The sequence below is a fragment of the Rheinheimera salexigens genome (assembly GCF_001752395.1).
GTDB classification, from domain to species: Bacteria; Pseudomonadota; Gammaproteobacteria; order Enterobacterales; family Alteromonadaceae; genus Alishewanella; species Alishewanella salexigens.
In genome coordinates this window covers 682,211-707,040 of sequence record NZ_MKEK01000001.1, presented here as the reverse complement: position 1 = coordinate 707,040, position 24,830 = coordinate 682,211, and the positions used below count along the sequence as shown (strand labels likewise).

Here is a 24,830-nt window from a genome sequence, read left to right as displayed (position 1 = left end):
TGATAAATGCGCTAAACATTATGGCCTAGCAGCTATTCATAAAATATTGATGCATATTTTATGAATATTATATGACAGTTGTATGACAATCAGCGTATTAATCACTCAGTTTTTTGGATAATAACTAGGATACTCAGCCGTAAAATTCGGTACTAATAATCTATGGTGATAGTCGGTAGTAAATGTAGGTAACGATAGTCCGAAGTATAGGCCGCAAAAATGACTTTAGCTCAAGCCTACTTTACAATAATTTTAATCGCTGCCTAAATTTACGGCCTGTTATGCTGACATTATCGCCACGCCAATTACTATTTCTGTCATTAATCGCCGCTTTTGCCACTATGGCACTTAAAGGTGTTGCTTGGCATTTAACCGGTTCAGTCGGTTTTTTATCTGACGCCTTAGAATCTTTAGTTAATGTCGCGGGTGCAGGTTTTGCTTTATTTATGGTCACCTTAGCCCAACGCCCCGCTGATGATAATCACCCTTATGGCCATAGCAAAGCAGAATATTTATCTGCCGCTTTTGAAGGTGGTTTAATTTTATTAGCCGCTTTAGCCATTTGCGCCACAGCGATAGAGCGGCTTATTAATCCGCAACCCTTAGCCGACTTAGGTGTGGGCACAGTGCTAACCGTTTTAGCTAGCTTGATAAATTTAGCCGTGGGCTTATTACTGATACGGGGCGGTCGCTTATATAGTTCGCCGGCATTAGACGGTGATGGTAAGCATTTAATTACTGATGTTTGGACCACAGTAGGTGTGATAATTGGCGTTGCGTTAGCAGCCATAACTGGCTATAGCTGGCTCGATCCTGTTGTCGCTATCGCCGTAGCGCTGCATATTTTACATGAAGGTTGGCAGATACTTTATAAAGCTAGTAATGGCTTAATGGACCAAGCACTACCGGATCAGCGTATTGCTGAAATAGAACAGACTTTAAGCCAATTTAGTGACCATAAAGTGCAATTCATCAACCTAAGAACTCGCTCCGCAGCAACATTACAATTTGCCCAAGCCGATATGCAAGTGCCTAAAGATTGGACCGTGCAACGCGCCCATCAAGTTGCCGATGATGCTGAATTAGCCCTAAAAGAAATCGGCATTGAACTCAGCATTCATATAGAACCGCAAGACGCGCATGGACCTATCTTATAACCCCAAGTACCAAGTGGCGATGGAGAAGTACAATACAACACCTGCGACGTCAGCAATCGAAGTGATCAATGGGCCACTCGCTGTTGCAGGGTCAAGTTTAAACTTGCTTAATAAAAACGGTAACGACAAGCCAATTAAACTACCGGCTATTACCACTAGCATCATGGTCAGAGCGACCACTACGGCAATATCATAACCGCCCCGCCACCAGCCTAAACCCACCACAGCTGCTGCCATGGTAAAGCCTAACAAACCCGCCACTAAGCACTCTTTACCCAATAATGCGCCCCAGTCACGTAGTTTGATCTCACCTGTTGCCAAGGCTCGCACCATCAAAGTACCGGATTGTGCACCCGCATTACCACTACTGCCAATTAATAACGGTAAAAAGAATAATAAGGCGATATGTTCTGAAATAGTGCTTTCATAATAAGCGATCCCGGCACCGGAAAAGATATTACCAAAGACTAAAATAACCAGCCAAAATACTCGTTTACGATAAAGTAATAAGATACCAGCGTCTTTAACACTGATTTCTAATTTACCGATAGTCGATGTTTTATGGAAATCCTCTGTTGCCTCTTCTGCCACAACGTCCATGGCGTCATCGTAGGTAACAATACCGACCATTTGATTATTTTTATTCAAGATCGGTAGGGCAAGTAAGTCGTATTTAGAGATTAAAGATGCTATTTCTTCTTGCGGCGTATCGACGCTAGCAAAGATAGGCACATGGTTCATTAACTCATCAATACGCATGGTTACTGGCGCAAGAATTAAGTCTCGAAGTGACACCACACCAATTAAATGCCGATCATGATCCACCACATAGGCAGAATAAATCGTTTCTTTATCTGGGGCTTCACGACGTAACACGTCCATCGCTTGTGCCACGGTAATCTCGGCAGCTAACATAGCGTAATCAGACGTCATAATAGCGCCGGCTGTACCTTCTTCATGTGAAGATAAATGCAGCAAATCTTCCCGCTCTGCTAAAGCCAAAGCCGGTAATAAGGTTTCGCGTTGTTCATCGCTTAAACGATTAAATAAGTCTGCCCGTTCATCTGATGACATTTGGCGAATAATCGGCGATAGCCGACGACGACTAATCCTAATAGACAGTTCAACTTGCACTTCAGCTGGTAAGTAACCAAATATTTTGGCCTGATCAGCACGGGGCAGCACACTTAATAGTGTCCATAAATCATTAATAGGAAATTCAATAATTGCACTGGCATAATCAGCAGGGTGAATATCTTCAAGCTGCTCACGCATTAAATGCACAGTATCTGTTTCTAATGCAGCACGAAGGGTCTCAATTAATACAGGTAGTTCCATAGCAACCTCTTACAGTACAGGCTGAGTAAGGCTATGGATGCGGTGAGGCAGGCTTACTCAGCAGAATTCATATAAATAGCAAAATCGATTATCAGGCTTCGCCTACTACCCGGTACGTCCATAAATTCACTTTGCTCCAACGTTTTAATCAGAAATATATAAAATACCGATAATACAGGCTATTTTATAAAGGATAGCCTTGAATAACAACTGAATATAATCACTTAGCCGCTGCTAAGTCAGATGGCTTCTTGTTAAGATAGCCAAAACACCGACATAAAATGGAATAACCAATATTGTGACTTCAACAGTGACGACAACAGTGACGACAACAGCTAGCTCACTGTGGTGGCAGCCGATGACCTTTGCCAATAATGAATGCAAAGGTTTTCGTATTGGTGCTTTGCAACTGTATTTGCAACGCCAAGCAAAACAGTGGCTCATTGCAACCGACACCATTCACGATGATGAAAAGGTGCCACTACAACAACATAACCTTGAGATGTTGCCGGGGCATTTACAGCCTCAGCGCTATATGTTTACTAAAAGCCCTAACGTGTGTCGTTTAGTACCACAATTATTAGACCGCCCCGTTGTAGTGAAAACCCTACAGCCAGTTCGGATACCGCCAGGCGAGCGAGCCACGTTTTATATTAGCTCACCAGTATGTATTGGGGTGGTACTACCTGCATCAGAAGTACTAAAATCTGAACTCATCTTAACCGATATTGCTGTGCAACGCTTGTCTGATACTTGGTTTGGTCCTTCTACCCAAATTGGTGAGTTATGTTACGCCGATAAAACCCATGCTAGACATAGTAAAGGCGAGTTAAAAGTTCGGCCACACCGTGCTATTACACCGGTGCATATCCATAATTTATCTGAGCAAATGCTAGCGATGGATAAAATTAGTATTCCAGTGCCGTATTTAACTTTATATGGCGATCTTGATGGCAGTTTATGGACTGACAGCTTAACCATTCAACATAAAAGCTTACTTAGCTTAGCTAGTTTTAAAATCGACAAGCTCGATATAACCAAACCGCAAACATCTACGTTGTTAAGTCCGCCACGTAAAACGGCAGAGAAACACAGTTTGATCCGAGCTTTTACCGATATGCTTTCCGACTAACGAGGCGATAATGTCAGAGTCAATTTTAACATGGTTACAACACGAGCAATTACGTAATGTCTTATTGGCTAGCCTATCGGTTATATTAGGTTTTTTAATTGCCAGCCTGGGTGCTAGAGCTGTCGAAAGGGTATTTAAAGCTAACTTTTCGCAACACCATATAGTGCTTTTTAAGCGCTTAGTGTATTGGTTAGTGCTAGCGCTTTTTATCGCCTCAGCCTTAAACCAACTTGGTTTTTCACTCAGTGTTATTTTAGGTGCAGCCGGTGTGTTATCTGTCGCTTTAGGCTTTGCTTCCCAAACCTCAGCTTCAAACATTATTAGCGGCTTATTTTTAATTGGCGAAAAACCGTTTCAGCTTGGTGACACCATTAAAGTAGGTAATACCACCGGCGAAGTATTATCTATCGATTTGTTGTCAGTGAAGTTACGCACCTTTGATAATTTATTTGTGCGTATTCCTAATGAAAGCCTTATAAAAAGTGAAGTCACTAACTTAACCCGTTTTCCTATTCGCCGCTTCGACCTTAAATTAGGTGTGGCTTATAAAGAAAACATTCGCCAAGTTCGTGAGCTATTATTAAAAACGGCTGATAACAATCCATTAAGTTTAGACGAACCAGCACCTGTTTTTATGTTTCTAGGTTTTGGTGATTCGTCTTTAGATATACAGTTTTCAGTTTGGGCAAAACGAGAGAACTTCCGAGAGCTACGTAATACTTTGCAAGAAGATATTAAACTGGCTTTTGACGCAGCGGGTATAGAGATCCCCTTCCCACAACGTAGTGTTATTTTGACTCAGGTAAACGAGAAGTAAACAATTTACATCTGTACTTCAGCTTCTGGCGTGATATAAATAATATCATGCCAGTCTTAAGCTGTTAGCAACAATAAGCTGAGCTATTCTAGTTATATTCCATTAAGAGGAGTAACCATGCGGGTTGCACTTTGCCTGACAATTAGCTGTATTTTTAGCACATATGCTTTAGCAGACTGTCAGCCCGTGGCAGATAATCACTTTTTGCTCGACCAAAGTAATATTCGCATTAAAGACATTACCTACAACAGCAATAACGTGTTTGATTTAACTAATAAAAATACTTTTTGGTTGCATGAATTTGCTAACTACACTCATACCATCACCCGTGACTCAGTGCTACAGGATGACGTTTTATTCGAAATAGGTGCCCCCTTAGATGAGAAAGTTCTGGCCGAAACCGAGCGTTTATTACGTACCCGCAGTTATTTACGTGAAGCCAATGTTCGTATCAGCCATTATTGCGCCAGTGAAAACGCTGTTATTATCGATGTTGAAACTTGGGACAACTGGTCGCTATTACCCACAGTCGACTTTTCAAGTGAAGGTGGCCGCAGTAAAAGCGCCTTAGGCTTTGAAGAAGATAACTTACTGGGTACCGGTAATAAACTTAGCTTAGAATATAAAACAGAAACCGAGCGTACAGGCTATGGTTTTGCTTTTAATTCACCCAATATGTTTGGTAGTTTTTGGGATGGCTCGTTACGTTATTTTGATAATTCTGATGGCAGTAATTATCAAGTTCAAGTCAGCCGGCCCTTTTACCGTTTATCATCGCCGTGGTCGTTATTATTTAATCTACAGCGTGATTCAGAAGAAGTGAGTGAATACGAGGCGGGTGAAGAAGTTAACCGTTTTCAGCGCCAAAATAACTTACTTAATGTCGAGTTTGGTTATAAATTGCCTATAGCCGGTAAAAATATCCACCGCTTAAAACTATCGGCAGAATTAAATGATTATAATTTTGACCTAGCCGAACACGGCACCTTTCATCCATTGCCTGAAGATCGAAACTTATCAGGTTTTTGGGTTGAATATGAGTATATCGTCGCTGATTATCGTAAATTATATAATATTAATTCTTTTAATCGCACTGAAGACTTTAACCTTGGCTGGCAGCTTAATGCCAGAATAGGCCAATATAATAAAGGCTTTGGTGCCGATGATAATGCATTGTTTTGGAAGTTTTCTGCCTTGAAAAATTGGCAACTTGCCAGCGATATTTGGTTGTTGTCTGACACCTCTTGGCAGCAACGTCAGTTTGAACAGCAACAGTTCTTAATTAGCAGCCATTGGCAACTGGTTAAACATTTAACTGATTACAGCAGTTTTGTCGCTAAACTAAATATTGATAAAGGGAATAACTTATTCCGCGATGAACCTTTGTATATTGGCGGCGAAAACAACATGCGCGCCTACCCAGAGTTCTTTCGCAGCGGTGAAGCTAGAATTATCAATACCTTAGAATATCGCCGTTATACTGATTGGTCGATATGGCAATTATTAGATGTCGCCTTTGTTGGCTATTTAGATGTGGGTAAAGTGTGGCCGGCTGGCGACCAACCTATGGCAGAGACTGATAGTTCAACTTTAGTCGGCGTAGGCGGCGGCCTGCGGCTGTTATCGAGTCATTCTAGCCGCGGCGCAATGATCCATATTGATGTCACAAAAGCGGTAACCGATAACGACAATCTTAACGGTGTTGAATTTAGATTAATGGCCAGCCGCAGCTTTTAGTTGCTTATTTCCAGCCTAAATCTGGCACACCGAGCAAAACACCGTTCGGCGTTGACCAATTTTAATATCACTTAATATCGACTGACAATTAACACAAGCTTGGCCAGCACGACCATACACTAATAACTGCTGAGCAAAGTAACCCGGTTTTCCATCTACCGCGCTAAAATCTTTTAAGGTTGTGCCGCCTTGCTTAATTGCAGCGGCCAATATCAATTTCACCTCTGCCACTAAGCTATTAATTTGTTCAGAGCTAACTTGATTAGCCGGTTTAGTCGGTAAAATTCCAGCTTTAAATAAAGCTTCATTAGCATAAATATTACCCACGCCAACTACCACGTGATTATCCATCAACACTTGCTTTACCGCAGTGCGTCGCTTAGCAAACGCTTGGCTAAGATGGTTAGGATTAAAGTTATCACTTAATGGCTCTGGACCCAGTGCAGCAAGCAGTGGGTGTAACTGGCCTCTTGCTTGCCATAACACCGCGCCAAACCGTCGGGTGTCGTTTAAGCGCAGCACTTTATCGCCTGATAGCAAAAAGTCGATATGATCATGCTTTTGCACTGGCGTATTGGCTGGTAACACTTTTAAATGGCCTGACATGCCCAAGTGTAAAATAATATCACCCTTGGGCAATTCAATTAATAAATACTTAGCGCGTCTGGTTACCGATAAAATAGATTGGTTTTGCAGATCTACTACCTCATCTGGGATCCACCAGCGTAATTGACGTTGCCGAGCCACTACTTTATGTAAGGTATGGCCTTGCATAAATGGACTAATTCCCTGACGGGACACCTCAACTTCCGGTAACTCTGGCATTAAAACCACTCCGTTTTATTAATTCACTTTGGCCAAATAACGGCGAATAAAATACTAAAAGGTTTCGTTCTATAAATTTAAGCTAGTCGTTATTCAAGCTAGTCGTAATTAAAAATATTCATTTAAGGTAATAGAAATAGCTGCGCCGCTTGCTCAGTACTTAACGCAAATAGTTTAGTTTGACCGGCTTGTTGCAATAAATAGCCCTGTTCGGATGGATACAATAGCCAAATCATCGGTTCAAATTGCCCCACAACTTGCACGCTCGCTTGTGCCACGGGTACCTTAGTCTGCAAAGAGGTCGTTTCAACTTCCAATAATAAAGTGTGCTGCCAAGCTAAAGCCAGTTGATTAGCGTCTATGATAGGCGAATTTACGTTAGCACTAGATTGTGGGTGTAATCGCCACTGAGTGCCGGCTTGGGTTAAGCGTTGCTGGCCAAAACTGACCATTAATAATTGGCTCTGCTCTGGTATTAAACCATAGCTGACAGGATCAGATTGCAGTAAGCGTTGTGGGATGCCATACAAAAAAAACATTAAAATTAGCACAACGAAAATAAGTACGTTATTCCAATTACGCCGAGAGAGTTTGATCATTTTGCTACCTGTCTGCACATCTTAAATGTCTGCTGCAGCGGCATAGTAACTTAGGCGGGTGCTAAAAAGCAAAAACCCGGTTTACACCGGGTTTTATTTTCGATTACTTGATTTTCGCTTCTTTGAAAATCACATGCTTGCGCACTTTAGGATCGAATTTTTTGATTTCCATTTTTTCTGGCATAGTACGTTTGTTCTTCGTAGTTGTATAGAAGAAACCAGTACCAGCAGAAGAAACTAAACGGATTTTATCGCGCATTATTTAATTCCTTAAACCTTGTGACCGTTAGCACGCACGTCAACTAAGACGGCATCGATACCATTCTTATCAATGATACGCATACCACGAGTAGTAGTACGTAATGTAACAAAACGGTTTTCACTTTCAACCCAAAAACGGTGAGTTTGTAGGTTAGGCAGGAAACGGCGCTTAGTAGCGTTTTTGGCGTGAGAGCGGTTGTTACCAACCATTGGTCTCTTACCAGTTACTTGGCACACTTTAGACATGTCAATTGTTCTCCAAAATTACATCAGCTCGAGCTGTCGTCACCCTTCTGGCCAAGAAGGTTACCTCAAAACAAAGAGGGCGCAATTTATACACGAATTAAGCTTGCTATTCAAGCTAATTCTTCACTCTAGCACTAGGTTTTACGCATAAGCACCAGCCAAGTATTATAGCCAGCCTCGTTCAGCGAAGGAGATGACATCAGTGTCGCCAACCACAAAATGATCTAATACCTTGATATCTACCAGCATTAAAGCCTGAACTAGTCGTTCGGTAATGCTTCTGTCCGCTCGACTAGGCTCAGCAACACCAGATGGATGGTTATGCGCCAGAATAACAGCGGCCGCATTATGCGCTAATGCATGCTGAACTACAATACGCGGATACACCGGAGAGGCATCAATAGTGCCACTAAATAGCGATTCGGTCTTAATTAAACGGTGTTGGCTATCTAAATATAACAATAAAAACTCTTCACGCTGTTTATGACTAATAGCATGCTGCAAATAACGCTTTACTGTAGCGGGGTCAGTAAACACCGTATCACGCTGAATTTGTTGCTCTAAATAACGCTTACTTAACTCCAACACCGCCTGTAATTGCACAAACTTGGCTTCACCTAAACCTTTAGCGGCACAAAATTGCTGTTGATTCGCCGATAATAAACTTTTTAAGCTGCCAAATTGAGATAATAATTGTCGCGCCAAACTCACCGCATCAATACCAGTAATGCCCGTTCGTAAAAATATTGCCAATAATTCTGCATCCGAGAGCGCACTCACCCCTTGTTGCAGCAATTTTTCACGCGGTCGCTCGGTTGCTGGCCAATTTTTAATACTCATCTGAATCCTCCCTGAATTGATGTCGAAATGCACTTTTCGTGCTATCTTAGCCACAGTTTTTTTTGGTCTTGGTAAGCCTGATATGCAACAAACTTTGGCAAATAAACGTATTTTACTCGGTATTAGTGGTGGTATAGCTGCCTATAAAAGTGCAGATTTAGTTCGGCGCTTATCCGAGCGAGGTGCAGATGTTCGCGTCATTCTTACTGACGCAGCGCAACAATTTATTACCCCTTTAACCTTACAAGCGGTATCGGGTAATGCTGTCAGCACCAGCTTATTAGATCCTAGCGCTGAAGCGGCAATGGGTCATATCGAGTTAGCCAAATGGGCTGACATCTTTATTATTGCCCCTGCCAGTGCCAATTTAATCGCCAAGTTAGCCCAAGGTATGGCCAATGATTTATTAACCACTTGTGTGCTCGCTACCACTGCAGATCTGTTTGTAGCCCCTGCGATGAATCAGCAGATGTATAAAAACATAGCTACTACAAAAAATATAGCAACATTAAATGAACATAATTTTCACATAATTGGTCCCGCGTCGGGTGAGCAAGCTTGTGGTGATGTCGGTTTAGGCCGCATGGTAGAGCCTTTGCAAATTGTTGCCGCTATTGAGCAGTTTATTTCAGCGAAGCAACAACCCGAACTTAGCTGGCAAGGTATTACACTGTCGATTACGGCTGGCCCAACGCGGGAAGCTATCGATCCGGTACGTTATATTTCTAATCAAAGCTCCGGTAAAATGGGCTTTGCGTTAGCGGCGATAGCGGCGCAATTAGGTGCCGATGTCACGTTAATAGCCGGACCTGTGCCATTAGCAACGCCAGCAGGCGTTAAACGAGTTGATGTCATCAGCGCAGAGCAAATGCATCAAGCCGCTTTAAAAGCCGCACAAAACAGCGCTATCTTTATTGGCTGTGCCGCAGTTGCCGATTATCGTATGGCCGAAATTGCAGTCGAAAAGCTGAAAAAGACCAGTGACGACGCACTAACGCTAAAGTTAGTTAAAAACCCAGATATTATTGCCAGTGTTGCCGCCTTAAGTCAGCAACGGCCATTCACGGTGGGCTTTGCAGCTGAAACGCATAATCTAATAGACTATGCCAAAGGCAAGTTAACTAATAAAAAGCTGGATATGATTTGCGCTAATGATGTATCTGATCCGGCGCAAGGCTTTAACACGGAACACAATGCGGTAACGATGATATGGCCTAATGGTGAGCTTGCCCTGCCGGCGCAAGCTAAAACCGAATTAGCCAAACTTATTTTGCAGCAAATATTGCAACAATATCAGATGGTAGAAAAAGCAAAGTTGCTAGTGTAAATATATTAGACATAATGTTTCGTTAAGCTTTCTATAAGCTTTGAATTTAAAACTTAGATAATAATAATTTCAGCTATATATCGAGTTATATACCAAGCGAAATAAACGATATACACGTTTTACATTACTATAAAGAGTTAAGCCGTAAATGAAAAAAGCTATTGATTTAAAAATTCTTGACCCACGTATCGGTACTGAGTTCCCATTGCCGGCCTATGCTACTCCTGGTTCTGCCGGTTTAGACTTACGTGCCTGTATTGATACTAGCTTGCAACTCGCGCCAGGCGAAACCAAGTTAATTCCGACCGGTTTATCTATTTTTATTGGTGATGCTAATTTATGCGCCACCATATTACCGCGCTCGGGTCTGGGTCATAAGCACGGCATCGTATTAGGTAATTTAGTCGGCTTAATCGACTCGGATTATCAAGGGCCATTAATGGTATCCATGTGGAACCGTGGTCAAGACAGCTTTACTATTGAGCCTGGCGATCGTATTGCTCAGTTGGTGTTTATGCCAGTGGTACAAGCAGAATTTAATTTAGTCGACAGCTTTGATAAAACTCAGCGCGGCGAAGGTGGCTTTGGCCATTCTGGTAAAGCTTAGTTTTAGGTTTGTTAAAGACCCAGCAGTCAGAAATACTCTCTGCACCGGCTTCAAGGAGCACATCCCTGTGCCCTTTCAGCCTGCGCGGCATCCATGCCGCTGTTTCGAGAGTACACTGACAGCTAGGTCCAATTAAAAAGCTGCAAAACGAAAAATACTTTAAGTAAAAGCAGTCATAACACATATTTTAGTTAACGCATTACAGGATGATCAATGCCAGCACCACGTCGCAGTAATCGTAAAGAAGACATATTGCAGGCCTTAGCCGCTATGCTACAAAGCAACAACGGTCAACGCATCACTACCGCAGCGCTAGCCGCTAAAGTCGGTGTTTCAGAAGCTGCGCTATATCGCCACTTCCCGAGTAAAGCTCGGATGTTTGAAGGCTTAATCGAGTTTATTGAAGATACGCTGCTGTCGCGAATTAACGCCATTTTAGACGAGCATAAAGACACACAAAGCCGCATTGAAATGATCTTACAACTTATACTGGTTTTTGCTGAGCGTAATCCAGGGATCTGCTGCATTTTAACTGGCGAAGCCCTACAAGGTGAACCCGAACGATTACAAGAGCGGTTGGTACAGTTATTTGAAAAAATAGAAACCCAGCTAAAACAATGTATTCGTGAACGTAAGCTACGTGAAGGCAAACGTTTTAGTATTGATGAAGCCGATTTAGCCAATCTGTTGTTGGCCACGGTAGAGGGTAAATTAAATCAGTTTGTGCGCTCGGGTTTTAAACGCTTACCCACTCAGCAATGGCCGGCACAATGGCAACTCATTCAACAAAGCTTATTTGAACAAGCTTAGGCCTGAGTGTTTAGTGTTTAGTGTTTAGTGTTTAGTGTTTAGTGTTTAGTGTTTAGTGTTTAGTGTAAATAATAGTTGTGACTAGTTGCCTTTGGTAACAGTGACCGTTCGCTTGCGAACTAGTTACCGCTTGCTAAGCAAGCTAGTCACTACTTATTAATCTTTGAGTATTAACTAAGCATCAACACCATATTGGGCACGATAGGCTTTAACAGCTTCTAAATGCTCGGCCATTTCTGGTTTATCGGCTAAGTAGTTAATTAAATCCGGTAAGCTAATAATCGAAATCACTGTCGTCGCAAAATCACGTTCAACTTCTTGAATAGCTGATAAATCACCTTGGCCACGCTCTTGTCTATCTAACGCAATTAACACGCCAGTTAAGCTTGCGCCTTGCGCTTGGATCAATTGCATAGATTCACGAATAGCCGTGCCTGCGGTAATTACATCGTCCACCAGCATAATACGGCCTGCAAGCGCTGCACCTACTAAGTTACCGCCTTCGCCATGGGCTTTAGCTTCTTTGCGATTAAAGCAATATGGTACATCACGATTATAATGATCGGCTAACGCCACCGCTGTGGTGGTCGCAATAGGAATGCCTTTATAGGCTGGGCCAAATAAGACATCAAACTCTAAGCCAGCGTCATCTAACGCTGCAGCGTAAAAGCGGCCTAACTTAGCTAAATCGCTACCGGTATTAAATAAGCCCGCATTAAAAAAGTATGGGCTAGTACGGCCAGACTTTAACGTGAAACTGCCAAATTTTAATACCTGACGCGCTAAGGCAAATTCAATAAAATCGCGTTGAAATTGTTTCATGCCATGATTACCTGTAATTATTCTTAACAATGAATGTTTGTAATGAGTTTCTAAATAAAAGCTGTAAAAAAATACCTGTAAACAGTACAGGTATTTTTATCAATATTAAGCTAAAGCGCGTTTTTGCTCGTCAACAATTTCGCGAATGGCATGCTTGCCTAAATCGAACATTTGTTGCATTTCTTCAAAGCTAAACGGTGCTTCTTCTGCCGTACCCTGAATTTCAATCACTTTGCCGGTTTCGGTCATCACGATATTCATATCAGTATCAGCATTAGAATCTTCAATGTAATCTAAATCGGCAACCGCGGTACCTTTGTAAATACCTACAGATACAGCAGCAACCATAAAGTTTAATGGGTTAGTTTTAATCGTGCCTTTAGCGCGCATAAAATTCAGGGCATCCACTAACGCTACACAAGCACCGGTAATAGAGGCCGTGCGTGTACCACCATCAGCTTGAATCACATCACAGTCAATGGTAATAGTGTTTTCACCTAATAGCTTTAAATTAACGGCTGTACGTAAAGCACGGCCAATTAAACGTTGAATTTCCATAGTACGACCACCTTGCTTGCCGCGGGCGGCTTCACGGTCGTTACGAGTATGTGTCGCGCGTGGTAACATGCCATATTCAGCTGTAATCCAACCTTTACCTTGGCCTTTCATAAAGCGCGGTACGCCTTCAACCACACTGGCGGTACAAATCACTTTAGTATTACCAAACTCTACTAACACTGAACCTTCAGCATGAGCAGTAAATTGACGAGTAAATGTAAGGGGACGGATCTGACTGGCGGTTCTGCCACTTGGACGCATAGCTGCACTCCTATAATGAATTTGGCGCTTATTATAGAGGCTAACCGCTTATAGGGCTATCAATTCGCCAAAATCGATTCTGCTAAGGTATACTCAATCATTATTTATTGTCAGAGTAATTTATTATGATCCATAGCATGACCGCTTTCGCCCGTCACGAAACCAACGCCAGCTGGGGCAGCGCCCAGTGGGAAATTCGTTCAGTAAATCAACGTTATCTGGAAACCTACTTTCGCTTACCAGAGCAATTTCGTGGTTTAGAAAACCTGCTGCGCGACAAATTACGGGCCAAGTTGAATCGCGGTAAAGTTGAAGTAAACTTACGCTTTCATGCTAACCAAGCCGCTGGCGAACTAAGCATAAACCATAGTTTTGCTGAACAACTGCTGCAACAAGCGCAATTATTATTAGCCAAAGCCCCACAAGCTCAGCTTAATATTGCCGATATTATGCGTTGGCCTGGTGTAATGGAAACACCTAACGACGACGTTGATGCCATGCAACAAGAGCTACTAGCAGGTTTCGACGCCGCGCTACAAGACTTCTTAGCAGGTCGCGGCCGCGAAGGTGACGCTATCGAGCAAATGATCCAACAACGCTTAACCGGTATTACCGAACAAGTGGCTTTCGTGCGCAGCCACCTACCCCAAGCCATACAATGGCAACGCGATCGCATCGTAAACCGCTTAACTGAAATTAAAGCCGACCTTGATCAAAGCCGACTAGAGCAAGAAATGGCCTTTATCGCCTCTAAATCAGACGTAGCAGAAGAGCTAGATCGCCTAGACGCCCACATTAAAGAAACCCAACACACCCTTAAAAAAAGGCGGCGCCTGTGGTCGACGCTTAGATTTTATGATGCAAGAATTCAACCGCGAAGCCAATACGCTATCATCAAAAGCCATCACCACCGAGATCACCAATGCGTCGGTAGAGCTTAAGGTGTTGATTGAACAGATGCGCGAGCAGATCCAAAACGTGGAATAACACCTAATATGGGGTCGTAGCACATTAATTTTATGTTAACGACCCCATCGTTATTTATCCTAAACCAATATGCGCAGATAGGTACTTTAATTTAGTATTAAAAAGTCAGAATTAACTTAAGCAAAGCGGTAAGAGCCAGCTTTAGCATATAAACCACCGCCAATGTCAGCATCGATATGAGTCTTGGTTGGGCATTAATTAATCGAGTCAAAAACACCCACTATTACGAAATCACATACCGCGTACTTCTTCCCCCAGCAGCGGTCTTCATCAGACACCCGCTCTCAACCAACTGGGCTAAATGCCGGCTGGCGGTCGCTGGGCTTACCTTGGCAACTTTGCCGTATTGGCTGTTGCTGATACCATCGCTGAAATCGCCATCCAGCAACCGGTTTAGTACTTTGACTTGTTCTTTACTCAGTTGCGTTTGATCAACCCGTTGCCAGATACACATAGGCTAAGCTCCTGCTTATTGAGCTGAATACGAAAACCAATCTAATCACTAAGTGAGGCGAATATAAAGGCTAATCGCCTCAACAAACGCAATAAGGGTTAGAAATGCAAAAACCTGGATATTACATTTTGCGATCAATCAGCTACCATCCTTGAAGCTTTTGATTCAAAGGGATTTCTATTCGGCGGGTAAATTGGTGAGAAAGCCTAATTAGGCTTTAAAGTTAAATCATAAATATTTTATTTATTGATTTTTACTGACTAACCAATAAGCAGATCAAAAACGTGGAATAGAGATACGTTGAATTTAATGCCTTAAAACCATTATTAATTCGAGCTTAATTCTATTACCCATATAGTAAACTTACTTCATAGCGCCAAAGTCAATTTGCGATTTCGTGTTAGTTAGAGTGGCAATTTAATTGCCAATTGTGACTTATAGTCTGTGGATTTCCGCAACAACACCTAAGATAATCCAGTAAAACAGCAAACTGGAAATTCATAATGACCAAAATTCGAGTACAAGACCTTCCATACAAAGCTTCTTATCTTGGCATTGATATTTATATTGAGCCTAACCCAGATCAGTATCGTGAAGGTTTCTGTTGGTCAATTAGCAAAAACGAGCAAGAACACAATTGCGGGCTGGAGTTTGATATACAACTAGCACTAATTGCTTCATACAACGCTGTGGAAATAATAGTAAACTCTGAAGGCTAATTTATTAACTCAGTTATTTTAATTGTGTATATTTTTATTCAAACTAGCTCACTTCAATATGTAGCATCAAAACCCGTATAAAGTTGTAAGCTTTCTTTAACATCATCCCAATGCTTAAATTGATGTAAATATTCAGCTTTAGTCAATTTAAATGCAAAGCTATCTGTGTACGGCTTTTCTATAACAGAACTCAGTTTTTCAGGCTCGCCCGCAAACTCAAAAAGCCAATAGTGATGATTGTCGTCACTTTCCTTACCAGTTAACTCTCTAGCAATGTCGTGCCTAGGTAATAGTTTTACACTACTAATACGATACAGATATTTACCTAATTGATATGTATCCGAACTCTTATCGCGAACGGTTACAATTAAATAGCGAATTTCCCGTACTATATTGCGGTGAATATTTTGCCGATTAGTCGCTAATAACTGGGTATGGTAGCCCTGCAATTTTCCACTAATAGCTTTTTGTAAATAATCTTCATTACGGTTAATTTCATTCAGCGGCGCTATCATGGTTAATCCATGGTGTCTTACAGTATTAGCACCGTACGGCCCAATGCGAACCGCATCTTCAACAAAGTAATAATCATTAGAAGGAGGCTTTGCATAAAGCTGCTTTTGATTACCTACACCTAACTTATTAATTAAGTAACTTCTTAACCATTGGTTTTGTGGTTTATGGCTATCGGCACTTGGCAATAATGCAAAAGCACCAATGCCAATTTCGTTAATTGCTTCTGTATAAGGGTTTTCTTCATGTTCTTGATCAAAGAATCCTGGATATAAAGCAAAAGCGCCCATAACCGGCCGACTTTTAAGCGGGGACTCATGTGCTAACCGTTGCTGGTGAATAATGGAATCTCTATATCGATGCATCTGATTAATCGCATCTTCTGGTACTGCATCTTTATTACTAAAGGGTTGTGAGTCGATACGATATTTGGCATCAAACAGAATTAAAAATGACTCCTTATTGGCTAATGTAACCCGCATTACAATATCTGGCCGTTGATTAGCTAGCCAAGTTCGATTAACCGAGCCTTTTGGCGTAAACGAAGGTTCATGAGCTAACTCAATGATCATGTCATCACTATCACGACGAAAAATAAAAGCGGCAGCCATTTCATCTTGCGGAAACTGCTTTTCAAATTGCACTTGCTTTAACTTACTGAGCCTTTTTTCTTGCTCGGTAAAACCCAAACTTAAAACAATTGAACGCACCTCAATAAAACACCACACCTCGTAAATATCAGCGACCGATTTAATCGAAAGTTCGGCTTCGCCATTCGCTTGGTTAAGGTAATACTTTAGTTGCTGCCAAATTTTGTAAACCTTGGAATAGCCTGCCGCTTGCTGTAACACTTTTGACTCTGAATTCATGCCATCAAAAGCAGAAACCTCCTGCCAAAGTGGGTGTTGAGCTACTTTGCATATATTTTTGTGCCAGCCGTCTAGAGTATTAAAAAATGATTCCGACACTTTACTGTCTTTATTATTTTTAATGACTTGAATTATTTTAGCTAAATGTAATTTAGTCTTATTGATTACCATTTTTATAAAACGGTTTTCGGGCGTGTCAAGATGCAATCTTTTATAGCCTATTTGCATTCGGCTGTTTAATCGTTTGGCAGCGATTAATTCTATTGCCAATTCTTGCTGCTTAGCACTCAATTTTTTATTTATACGTTCCAGCTTTTGCTGTTTAGTAAAAAGTTGCAAGCGATTATGAGGGGCATTAATAACCCGTTTTAGCCCCTGGTTAAATTCGTCAACTAAACGCTCAAACTGAGCAAGCCAAAATAATTCAAATTTTTCAGGCTGCCTTATCGATTTACCTTGCGACTGGGTTGTTTTGCCACTAATGGCATAACGCCAAAATGGATATACACTGTCAATCTTCTGGTTCATCAAGCCAAGATCAGCACTAACAACCATCTTAGTTGCGAAAACATTAAACTGAACCGCTACTGCTTTAGTAACACCGTTAGCCCTATAGTGAATATTAAAAGCACACTTGCCTATGTCGTTGCCAAAGTTAAGCATGGCTTGCAAGGTATTGCGCCTGGCACTGAGCTTAAAACTTTGTTCAATTAAACGATATTTATGGCTAACGTATGGCGAGTTTTTCTCAACTGCTGCAGTAAATTCAATCTCAAACCAATATTGACGATTTTCAAAAAAGAATGGAAGAGTTATCGCTGCACCAAGATCCGTTGTCGCAGCTGAACCATCAATCAAAACAGCAATACTCTCACCATCAGGAGGTGCAATACCTCGTTGAGAGTAAGTATTGGTTAGTTTAGCTCTAGGTGAATCTAAATCATCACAGCTAACAAACATCGTAAAGTCGTTATGCTTATAATAAATGGTTTCGCCTGTTTGTTTAGTCATTCCTTAACTGCCACTCCAATAAATTTTGGCGCCTTTTATGGCCAAAAAGACGTAAAACCACTATTTAATTGTTTTTGCATCCATTCTATTTTTTTACGCGAACGGCAGTTAATGTTAATAACTTGCTCAGGTTTCGCTATTGTTTCACGTAATAAATCGGGACGATATGTATCCCAAATATCAGATAATTCGATTTCTAACACGCTAAGAAGCAGGGTTAATACATCACTTGAGTCTCTACTTAACTTATCGTCATCCCCTTCAATGCGCGGTAATACTTTACACATTAAAAAGTCATCAAAGACGGCGGTTAATTCAAGATTATCTTGCGGTGAAAACGTAATAACTGATAAACATAATTCATTAAATGCCCGAAAAGCTAACTCGAATGGCGTGTTTTTAAGTACGCTATTAACTGCTTGGAAAAATGCTTTGGTTTTAGACGAATCCTGATCCGCTTTAACGTGTTGGAATTGTTCAAGTCTGGCTTGGCTATAAATAGGGTAACTTAAAATTTTAGGCTGCGTTTGTGGTGCAAAAAACTGTTCAATATCGTTAGGAAAAAACTCACCAAAATCAAAGCTCAGCGCACGGTCTATCACTTTTCGCGAAAAGCCATGGGTGGTTTCATCCATATTGACCGTACCGGCCACCATCAGGTTAAATGGAATCGACAAGCCATATTGGCAAAACTGCTGCCATAAATAGTCATACTTAGCTTCTTCAAAGCCAAGGCTTGCTCGAATTTTACTGTCGTAAGCTTCATCTTTATCGCCATTTTCATCTTTAATTGTTAAGGCAGACGGTTTTAACAAGGAATCGCTGCTGTAGGTAAAGTTATCGCCAATCCACTCCCATTCGCGGGTTTCTAGCACCGATAAGTAATCAGCAAAATACTGTTCAACGGGGGCTAGGTTCATCTCATCTAAGCACAACCAGTAAGGCAACACTTGCTTAAGGGTACCGGCCTCACCGGTAACCACCAAACGCTCCCCTTGTCCCTCAATATCCTGCACTTCAATGCTTAAACCATTATCTGCAATACCGCGCCAGGCTTTAGCTATAAACTGTAAAACATCGGTGGTGATGTATTCTGCAGCACCATTTAGCCGCGAAATATAACCCAGCAAATCACTCGGCTCATGCCAGTCTGGGCGCACCGAAGTTAAACAATAGGTTTCAGCAAACTGCCCCGAGGTTTTTGCTTGTTCACGCACAAAGCGAGTTTTACCTGTGCCTGATATGCCGGCAAGAAGGAGGAAGGGTTTGTACAGCACAGCAATAGAGCTTGAATTGGAGTTTCTCAGTATAGTTTCATTAGCTTGTTGTTTTACTTCAAAAAGCGATGTTAACTCAACTTCGTTTTCAGATAACAAAGAACTCAAATCTTTTGAATATTTTACAAAATCATTGCTATCTGAGTAAGCTATTAAATCAGCCAGATCTGCAGGGTATTCTCGCTTCACATACTCAATAAGCTTATCAAAGAGAACTCTTGGTTCACGCTCATTTTCATCAAACTTATTAAATCTATTCAACCAAATTAAAAATGAAAAACCGACCCGAGAAAAATCATATTTTTCTTTCAATTTATTCAAATAATCAACGGCCAATGAGAATTCATAATCGTCAATTACGATTAAACCCTTATTGGCTTTTTTGGGGTAATTTTGAACACTTTGGGTGGAATGAGTTGCCACACCAGCACTTAATAAATTACTGCCAACGCCAAAGTCAGATTTCTGCTTTATGTCATTAATAAAGTTAGTTGTGTAGCTTCCATCCTGATCTAACTTAACAATATCCCCAACATAGGTAATAAAGTCATCCAAGTAAGGATCTGTTTTATGTTTAAGTTTTACTGAAGTTATCGCTTCTTTATTTAGCAGACGAGATAATGCTAAACAATGTCTAATAGCGCTAACATCTTGGGTAACTCCTTGTTTAATTTCCTCGCCATTTGCCAACAACTTAAAATCATTTACAGCCAAGAGAAGCAAATCTCGTGATAAATATAAGTCCATAAAAAGATCCTGCCGTAATTAAAATACTTGCTCTAAAACACTCTTAGCTATGTGATAAGCCAGCCTCGGTGGAACAGCATTTCCTATCATCTTGTATTTACTTGGAATACTGTCACCTAAAAATTTAAAATCATCAGGAAATGATTGAAACCTAGCAATCTCTCTAACAGAATATCTTCTGTTTTCAAACGGGTGTAATATTCCAGAGTTTTCAGGTGTTGCAGCCGCTGTAATTGTCCCCATTATTTCATCAAGATTGAACTTTCGATAAAAATTAGGAGAACGATACCTTTTTATTTCTTTCCGAATACGCTTCAATCGTTCTGGTAAAACATCATCAGGAATATTTTTCCATGAACCTCCAGCTGGGATATACGATGAGAGAAGCTGCGCCTGTGGTGACAAAGGCCAAACCTCAAACTTTTCATCATCCAATATGCTATTGTTGATAACTGTACTTACCGTTAAATCTGATGAGCTTATAGGAGAAGGGAAAACAAAATCACCTTTAACATCATCTCTAACTCCTATTATTATGACCCTGTGGCGGTTTTGAGGAACTTCAAAATCAGACGCTTTGAGCAATTTCCAATAAGTACGATAACCATGCTCAAATAACTCATTTTCAATACGTTGGGGCATTGGCATACCTTTATCATCTTTTGATGAAATAAAGCCTCGAACGTTTTCAAAAAGCACAACCTTCGGTTTTTTTTTATCGATAATATTCATAACACTTTCAAAAAGACCACCACGATGATCATCCATGCTCTTTCGATTTCCAGCACTAGAAAACGGCTGACAAGGTATACCAGCAAGTATCACATCAATATCATTGGGAATTTCAGAATCTATATCAACTTCCGTAATGTCTTTTATTAATATCTCACCTAAATTATGCCGATAGGTTGCCTCAACAGTTTTCTCAATGTCATTTGAAAAAACAATATCAAAGCCCGCTTGATGAAAGCCAAGATCTAAGCCTCCACAGCCTGAGAATAAGGAGATTGTTCTAGGTTTTATTGGTGATTTGTTATTTATCATTATTAACTACTACTAAAAATTCTTGATGAATGACTGTAGGGCGAAGCATGGTTTTTGTGCTTTGCATTTCAACTAAGCTGTACTTGCCCAATGTTTTCAATGTTCTCGACACATTACTGACCGCTCGACCTGTAAGTGCTGCCAGCTCAGTAACCGATTGTGGCTGTTGCTCGGCGATCACTTTTAACAATTCCTGATTTTCTTTCGACAGCACATTAGCCACCGATTTAAGCGAGTCGAACCATATATCGACGGGGTAATCGGGGTCAGGCGTTTGTCCTTTAATCCCTATTACACAGCGCGATTGTTTTGCGTTTTTCATTTCTTTACTCGAGTAGTTTGTTACTACTTACTAGATTGCCAGCGGATGCATTAGCAGTGCTTGGCCAATCAAAAGACTGTACGCTTATACATAAGTCGCATATCTTATCAACTGCTGATAATAGCGCAAGGATATTTTCCATTTAGGAGAGGTTTATAGCTTATTGGAACATGGTTAGTTTTGAATAAATCCATTATTCAACTTAGTCTGGTTAATGTTGGCTCATCAAAGTAGTCATAATCACCCAGCTTTAACGCCTGCTGTCTGCGCGCCTGCTCACTGGGCTGGACTTCCCAGACTTTGCTTGACACTTATTAAAGTTTCTCCTGTCGATCATAGTAAGAGGGAAACATTTCTAATTTAGTGCTTTGCTCGTTTATCCATTTACGTTGGCAAACCACTTTAAAGGTGTTGGTTTCGCTGCTAACCCTATTTAGACACATCAAAGCTTGGGTAAATTCACCTCTACGCCGGTAAATATCTGCCGCTAACAACTGCAAGCGATCAGTGAAATCATGCTCAGCTTTTTCAATAAACTGATCTTCTATAAATTTAATCTCCTTCTCACTCTGTTTTATTTGAGTTATATCAGTGTCATTTTGTTCATTATCAGGAGCAAAGTACTGATTAAAAACCACATTGCTTGTAGCGAATATCGCTCTATTTGTGCTGCATTTAAATCAGCGCGTTTAGAGAGAGCTATCCAATCTTGTAAATCTAAATAGAGTAAATGCGGATATGTATTTGTTGATTCTCTGGTAAAATCTGCAGGCTTACGCCAAACTTTTTGCCAAAAGGTTTTAGGTTGATAGATTGTTTATATGCTATCTCTTCTAGTTTTTCTAAATTTATACAGTTCAATATGATGTAATGACACTCAGAGCATTTTTGACTCGTTACGATTTCAAAAAAAGATATATATCCATCGGAATAGTATCTACTGCCTAAATCGTTGATTGACGTCATTCGACTGTAGGTGTGTTTAGTTTGGCAATTGGGGCAAGCAATATTGTAGGGCTTTCAAAATTGCATCTAAAACCTGATTCTTAATAACAAACTATCAATCAATAAACACCGCACAATCTCGTCCGTTAGCTTTGGCCCGATACAGCGCATCATCTGCGCTTTTTAACCAGCTGTCGGCTGTTGCACCCGGCAGCCAAGATGCAACACCAAAAGAAACCGTTACTTCCTTACCATCCGGTGTTTTCAACTCTTTTTTAATGGCTGCCCTTAGGTTTTGAATAAACGCCTGGTGTTTTTTAATATCAGGAACTAGAAGAACAAACTCTTCACCGCCGAACCGATAAAAACGATCATACTTACGCGTATTGTCTGTAGTAATGGTAACCAAATCTTTTAACACTTGATCACCCACTGCGTGGCCATATTTATCATTGACCATTTTGAAATGGTCTAAGTCTAAGATGGCTAGCATATACGGAGTGTTTTTACGCTCGGCTATAGACAACGCTTGCTCTATATCAGAGCTGAAAGCACGTCGATTCAAAGCTCCCGTTAGTTCATCGACGATATTTAGGCTCTCTAACAAGCGAAATTGCTTCTCACTGCGGCTGGCATAAACATAGGTATTCACTGACACAATTAAAATAGTTATAACAAAGGAAACTAGCGAGATCAGCTCAAAAATATTAGAAAAAAACACACAAGATATCGTCAAAATGATATTTATAACAATGGCTTCAATAGGTCTTACTAAAAAGAAAGTACTGGCTATAGCAGGGTAAATCCATAAAAAACTATCAACCCCATTAATAAGCACAATGGCAAAAACACCGACATTGATAAATACTGCCACTATCCAACTCACCACTCGAGTTTTTTTGGTGCGAACCGCATAACCAACTAACGTTACAATGCCTAGTATCAAAACCAAATCAACAATCGCAGCTAAAGTGTTACCTTGAAAATAACGTATAAATACAAAGGGAGTAATACCCAAAACTGATACAACTCCGATTAGCGACAGTACTGATAATCTAAATTTTTCCTGTAGCTGATTATGCATGTTCCAAAGTCCTCTGGAGTAATTCTAGTGCCAACTTTATTGCCACATTACCAATTTATAATACTTATATATCTGAAAAACATTAATAAAAGCCTAATATAATAATCTAACATACTATAAAAGCTTAGCGCTTAGTACTAGCATCACTCATTGCATGTTTTAATTTAAGAAGCATAGAAACAAAAAAGACTGGCTCGGCATAAAGCCGTAAATTGGTTCTGTTAGCAGGTAGGTTACTGTGCGAATTTAAAGTTTTCTGTTTTTAACTAGGTGTTGCCATGATAAAGCGGCAGTTATTATTTGGTTTGATGTTAGCTTTATGGCCACTAGCAACGTTAGCTAGTAGGGGTAGCGGCTGCTGAATTAATCAGGCCTTGTTTTAGGCATGCAAAAATATAGTGGTAAAATCGATTTCAGATATAAAACAACTCAAAATCTGACTCTTCACTACTGATATTCATAACAAACTAGTCATCACTAAATATGGCACAGTCGCGTCCGTTGGCTTTGGCCCGATACAGCGCATCATCTGCATTTTTTAACCAGCTGTCGGCTGTTGTACCCGGCACCCAAGAGGCAACACCAAAAGAAACCGTTACTTCTTTGCCATCCGGTGTTTTCAATTCTTTTTTAATGGCTGTGCTCAGATTATGGATAAATGCTTGTTGGTTTGGAATATCAGGAAGCATAAGCACAAACTCTTCGCCGCCGAATCGGTAAAAACGATCATATTTACGAATTTTCGCGGTGGTAATAGCAACCAGATCTTTTAGCACTTCATCACCCACTGCATGGCCATATTTATCATTGACCATTTTGAAATGATCTAAATCTAAGATAGCCAACATATACGGAGTCTTTTTACGCTCGGCGATGGCCAACGCTTGGGCTATATCTGAGGTTAATGCCCGTCGATTAAAGGCGCCTGTTAGTTCATCAACGGTATTTAGACTCTCTAGCAAGCGAAGTTGCTTCTCACTGCGACTGGCATAAACATAAGTCGTCACTGACACCATGAGAAGGGTTACAAGAAAGGAAACTAGCGAAATTACGTCAAAAACATTAGGCAAAAATACGCACGCTACCATTAAGCAGATATTTATACCCAGAGCTTCAATAGGCTTGACCATAAAAAAGGTACTAGCAATAACCGGGTAAACCCATAAAACACTATCAACCCCATTAGCCAGCACAATGGCATAAACACCAGTATTAATAAATACTGCTACTATCCAACTCACTACTCGGGTTTTTTTGGTGCGAACCGCATAACCAACTAAGGTTACTATGCCTAGCACCAATATCAAATCAATAATAGCCGCTAAGACGTTACCTTGAAAGTAACGAATAAATACAAAGGGGGTAATACCTAAAACAGATACTACACCTAGTAGCGATAGCACTGATAATCTGAACTTTTCTTGTAGCTCATTCTGCATGTTCCAAAGTCCTCTGGAATAATTTTGCGCCATCCTAATTAGCACATTACTTATTTGTCATTCTTATATATCTGAAAATATT

General features: G+C 40.7%; 26 protein-coding genes. 10 read left to right on the top strand and 16 right to left on the bottom strand.

Going from position 1 to position 24,830, the window contains the following annotated elements; all coding sequences use genetic code 11:
- The first annotated feature begins 281 nt into the window (after positions 1–281).
- Complete coding sequence (locus BI198_RS03430) at positions 282–1,157, top strand: cation diffusion facilitator family transporter (protein ID WP_070048293.1); 876 nt, start codon at positions 282–284, stop codon at positions 1,155–1,157.
- Here the strand turns inward: BI198_RS03430 and mgtE are convergent.
- Positions 1,152–2,495, bottom strand: coding sequence for a magnesium transporter (gene mgtE / locus BI198_RS03425; RefSeq protein ID WP_070048292.1), 1,344 nt, complete (start codon positions 2,493–2,495; stop codon positions 1,152–1,154). The genes BI198_RS03430 and mgtE overlap by 6 nt on opposite strands.
- Positions 2,496–2,793: 298 nt before the next feature.
- Here mgtE and BI198_RS03420 point away from each other — a divergent pair, with 298 nt between their 5' ends.
- The 3 genes from BI198_RS03420 to BI198_RS03410 all read left to right on the top strand — a co-directional run bounded on the left by BI198_RS03420 (position 2,794) and on the right by BI198_RS03410 (position 6,181).
- Entirely contained in the window at positions 2,794–3,627 is an 834-nt protein-coding gene (locus tag BI198_RS03420) for a DUF432 domain-containing protein (protein ID WP_235605215.1), read from the top strand.
- 10 nt (positions 3,628–3,637) lie between these two features.
- A complete protein-coding gene (locus BI198_RS03415) occupies positions 3,638–4,444 on the top strand; it encodes a mechanosensitive ion channel family protein (RefSeq protein WP_070048290.1) in 807 nt (268 codons plus the stop codon).
- Positions 4,445–4,561: 117 nt separating this feature from the next.
- On the top strand, positions 4,562–6,181 hold the full coding sequence (locus tag BI198_RS03410; protein ID WP_070048289.1) for a BamA/TamA family outer membrane protein: 1,620 nt from the start codon (positions 4,562–4,564) through the stop codon (positions 6,179–6,181).
- Positions 6,182–6,196: 15 nt separating this feature from the next.
- Here BI198_RS03410 and mutM read toward each other — a convergent pair whose 3' ends face one another.
- The 5 genes from mutM to radC all read right to left on the bottom strand — a co-directional run bounded on the left by mutM (position 6,197) and on the right by radC (position 8,952).
- Positions 6,197–7,006 (bottom strand): bifunctional DNA-formamidopyrimidine glycosylase/DNA-(apurinic or apyrimidinic site) lyase, encoded by an 810-nt coding sequence (gene mutM / locus BI198_RS03405; RefSeq protein WP_070048288.1) that lies wholly within the window; start codon positions 7,004–7,006, stop codon positions 6,197–6,199.
- 122 nt (positions 7,007–7,128) lie between these two features.
- Positions 7,129–7,605 carry a hypothetical protein gene (locus BI198_RS03400; RefSeq protein WP_070048287.1) on the bottom strand — a complete coding sequence of 159 codons (477 nt, stop codon included), beginning with the start codon at positions 7,603–7,605 and terminating at the stop codon, positions 7,129–7,131.
- Positions 7,606–7,708: 103 nt separating this feature from the next.
- Positions 7,709–7,864 carry a 50S ribosomal protein L33 gene (rpmG, locus tag BI198_RS03395; protein ID WP_008219722.1) on the bottom strand — a complete coding sequence of 52 codons (156 nt, stop codon included), beginning with the start codon at positions 7,862–7,864 and terminating at the stop codon, positions 7,709–7,711.
- Between the two features lie 11 nt (positions 7,865–7,875).
- A complete protein-coding gene (rpmB, locus tag BI198_RS03390; RefSeq protein WP_070048286.1) occupies positions 7,876–8,112 on the bottom strand; it encodes a 50S ribosomal protein L28 in 237 nt (78 codons plus the stop codon).
- Between the two features lie 165 nt (positions 8,113–8,277).
- Positions 8,278–8,952 (bottom strand): RadC family protein, encoded by a 675-nt coding sequence (radC, locus tag BI198_RS03385; RefSeq protein ID WP_070048285.1) that lies wholly within the window; start codon positions 8,950–8,952, stop codon positions 8,278–8,280.
- Positions 8,953–9,034: 82 nt separating this feature from the next.
- Between radC and coaBC the strand changes: the two genes are divergently transcribed.
- The 3 genes from coaBC (at position 9,035) to slmA (ending at position 11,696) form a co-directional block, all read left to right on the top strand.
- Positions 9,035–10,279 carry a bifunctional phosphopantothenoylcysteine decarboxylase/phosphopantothenate--cysteine ligase CoaBC gene (gene coaBC / locus BI198_RS03380; RefSeq protein ID WP_070050618.1) on the top strand — a complete coding sequence of 415 codons (1,245 nt, stop codon included), beginning with the start codon at positions 9,035–9,037 and terminating at the stop codon, positions 10,277–10,279.
- 148 nt (positions 10,280–10,427) lie between these two features.
- Positions 10,428–10,886 (top strand): dUTP diphosphatase, encoded by a 459-nt coding sequence (gene dut / locus BI198_RS03375; protein WP_070048284.1) that lies wholly within the window; start codon positions 10,428–10,430, stop codon positions 10,884–10,886.
- A 213-nt stretch (positions 10,887–11,099) separates the two neighbouring features.
- The gene (gene slmA, locus BI198_RS03370) at positions 11,100–11,696 is read left to right on the top strand and encodes a nucleoid occlusion factor SlmA (RefSeq protein ID WP_070048283.1); all 597 of its coding nucleotides are present in this window, start codon (positions 11,100–11,102) and stop codon (positions 11,694–11,696) included.
- 174 nt (positions 11,697–11,870) lie between these two features.
- Here the strand turns inward: slmA and pyrE are convergent, their stop codons facing one another.
- Together pyrE and rph are read right to left on the bottom strand one after the other, a co-directional pair.
- Positions 11,871–12,518: an orotate phosphoribosyltransferase gene (gene pyrE, locus BI198_RS03365; RefSeq protein WP_070048282.1), complete on the bottom strand. Its 648-nt coding sequence runs from the start codon at positions 12,516–12,518 to the stop codon at positions 11,871–11,873.
- A gap of 105 nt (positions 12,519–12,623) precedes the next feature.
- Complete coding sequence (gene rph / locus BI198_RS03360) at positions 12,624–13,337, bottom strand: ribonuclease PH (protein WP_070048281.1); 714 nt, start codon at positions 13,335–13,337, stop codon at positions 12,624–12,626.
- A gap of 137 nt (positions 13,338–13,474) precedes the next feature.
- Between rph and BI198_RS03355 the strand changes: the two genes are divergently transcribed.
- Together BI198_RS03355 and BI198_RS16455 are read left to right on the top strand one after the other, a co-directional pair.
- The gene (locus tag BI198_RS03355) at positions 13,475–14,278 is read left to right on the top strand and encodes a YicC/YloC family endoribonuclease (RefSeq protein WP_394331516.1); all 804 of its coding nucleotides are present in this window, start codon (positions 13,475–13,477) and stop codon (positions 14,276–14,278) included.
- Positions 14,241–14,324: an endoribonuclease YicC domain-containing protein gene (locus BI198_RS16455; RefSeq protein WP_394331522.1), complete on the top strand. Its 84-nt coding sequence runs from the start codon at positions 14,241–14,243 to the stop codon at positions 14,322–14,324. Before BI198_RS03355 ends, BI198_RS16455 begins: the two co-directional genes overlap by 38 nt.
- Positions 14,325–14,547: 223 nt before the next feature.
- Here BI198_RS16455 and BI198_RS15865 read toward each other — a convergent pair whose 3' ends face one another.
- Positions 14,548–14,778 carry a Fic family protein gene (locus tag BI198_RS15865; protein WP_201243393.1) on the bottom strand — a complete coding sequence of 77 codons (231 nt, stop codon included), beginning with the start codon at positions 14,776–14,778 and terminating at the stop codon, positions 14,548–14,550.
- Between the two features lie 503 nt (positions 14,779–15,281).
- On the opposite strand from BI198_RS15865, the gene BI198_RS03350 reads away from it, so the two are divergent.
- Positions 15,282–15,497 (top strand): hypothetical protein, encoded by a 216-nt coding sequence (locus BI198_RS03350; protein ID WP_070048280.1) that lies wholly within the window; start codon positions 15,282–15,284, stop codon positions 15,495–15,497.
- 53 nt (positions 15,498–15,550) lie between these two features.
- Here the strand turns inward: BI198_RS03350 and BI198_RS03345 are convergent, their stop codons facing one another.
- The 7 genes from BI198_RS03345 to BI198_RS03315 all read right to left on the bottom strand — a co-directional run bounded on the left by BI198_RS03345 (position 15,551) and on the right by BI198_RS03315 (position 24,748).
- Entirely contained in the window at positions 15,551–17,890 is a 2,340-nt protein-coding gene (locus tag BI198_RS03345) for a DUF2357 domain-containing protein (RefSeq protein WP_070048279.1), read from the bottom strand.
- A 35-nt stretch (positions 17,891–17,925) separates the two neighbouring features.
- The gene (locus BI198_RS16030) at positions 17,926–19,914 is read right to left on the bottom strand and encodes an McrB family protein (protein ID WP_201243391.1); all 1,989 of its coding nucleotides are present in this window, start codon (positions 19,912–19,914) and stop codon (positions 17,926–17,928) included.
- Between the two features lie 18 nt (positions 19,915–19,932).
- On the bottom strand, positions 19,933–20,958 hold the full coding sequence (locus BI198_RS03335) for a DNA cytosine methyltransferase (protein ID WP_070048278.1): 1,026 nt from the start codon (positions 20,956–20,958) through the stop codon (positions 19,933–19,935).
- Complete coding sequence (locus BI198_RS03330) at positions 20,948–21,280, bottom strand: HVO_A0114 family putative DNA-binding protein (protein WP_070048277.1); 333 nt, start codon at positions 21,278–21,280, stop codon at positions 20,948–20,950. Before BI198_RS03330 ends, BI198_RS03335 begins: the two co-directional genes overlap by 11 nt.
- A 314-nt stretch (positions 21,281–21,594) precedes the next feature.
- Positions 21,595–21,918 (bottom strand): hypothetical protein, encoded by a 324-nt coding sequence (locus BI198_RS03325; RefSeq protein ID WP_070048276.1) that lies wholly within the window; start codon positions 21,916–21,918, stop codon positions 21,595–21,597.
- Positions 21,919–22,340: 422 nt separating this feature from the next.
- On the bottom strand, positions 22,341–23,309 hold the full coding sequence (locus tag BI198_RS03320; RefSeq protein ID WP_070048275.1) for a GGDEF domain-containing protein: 969 nt from the start codon (positions 23,307–23,309) through the stop codon (positions 22,341–22,343).
- A 467-nt stretch (positions 23,310–23,776) separates the two neighbouring features.
- The gene (locus BI198_RS03315; RefSeq protein ID WP_070048274.1) at positions 23,777–24,748 is read right to left on the bottom strand and encodes a GGDEF domain-containing protein; all 972 of its coding nucleotides are present in this window, start codon (positions 24,746–24,748) and stop codon (positions 23,777–23,779) included.
- Positions 24,749–24,830: the final 82 nt, after the last annotated feature.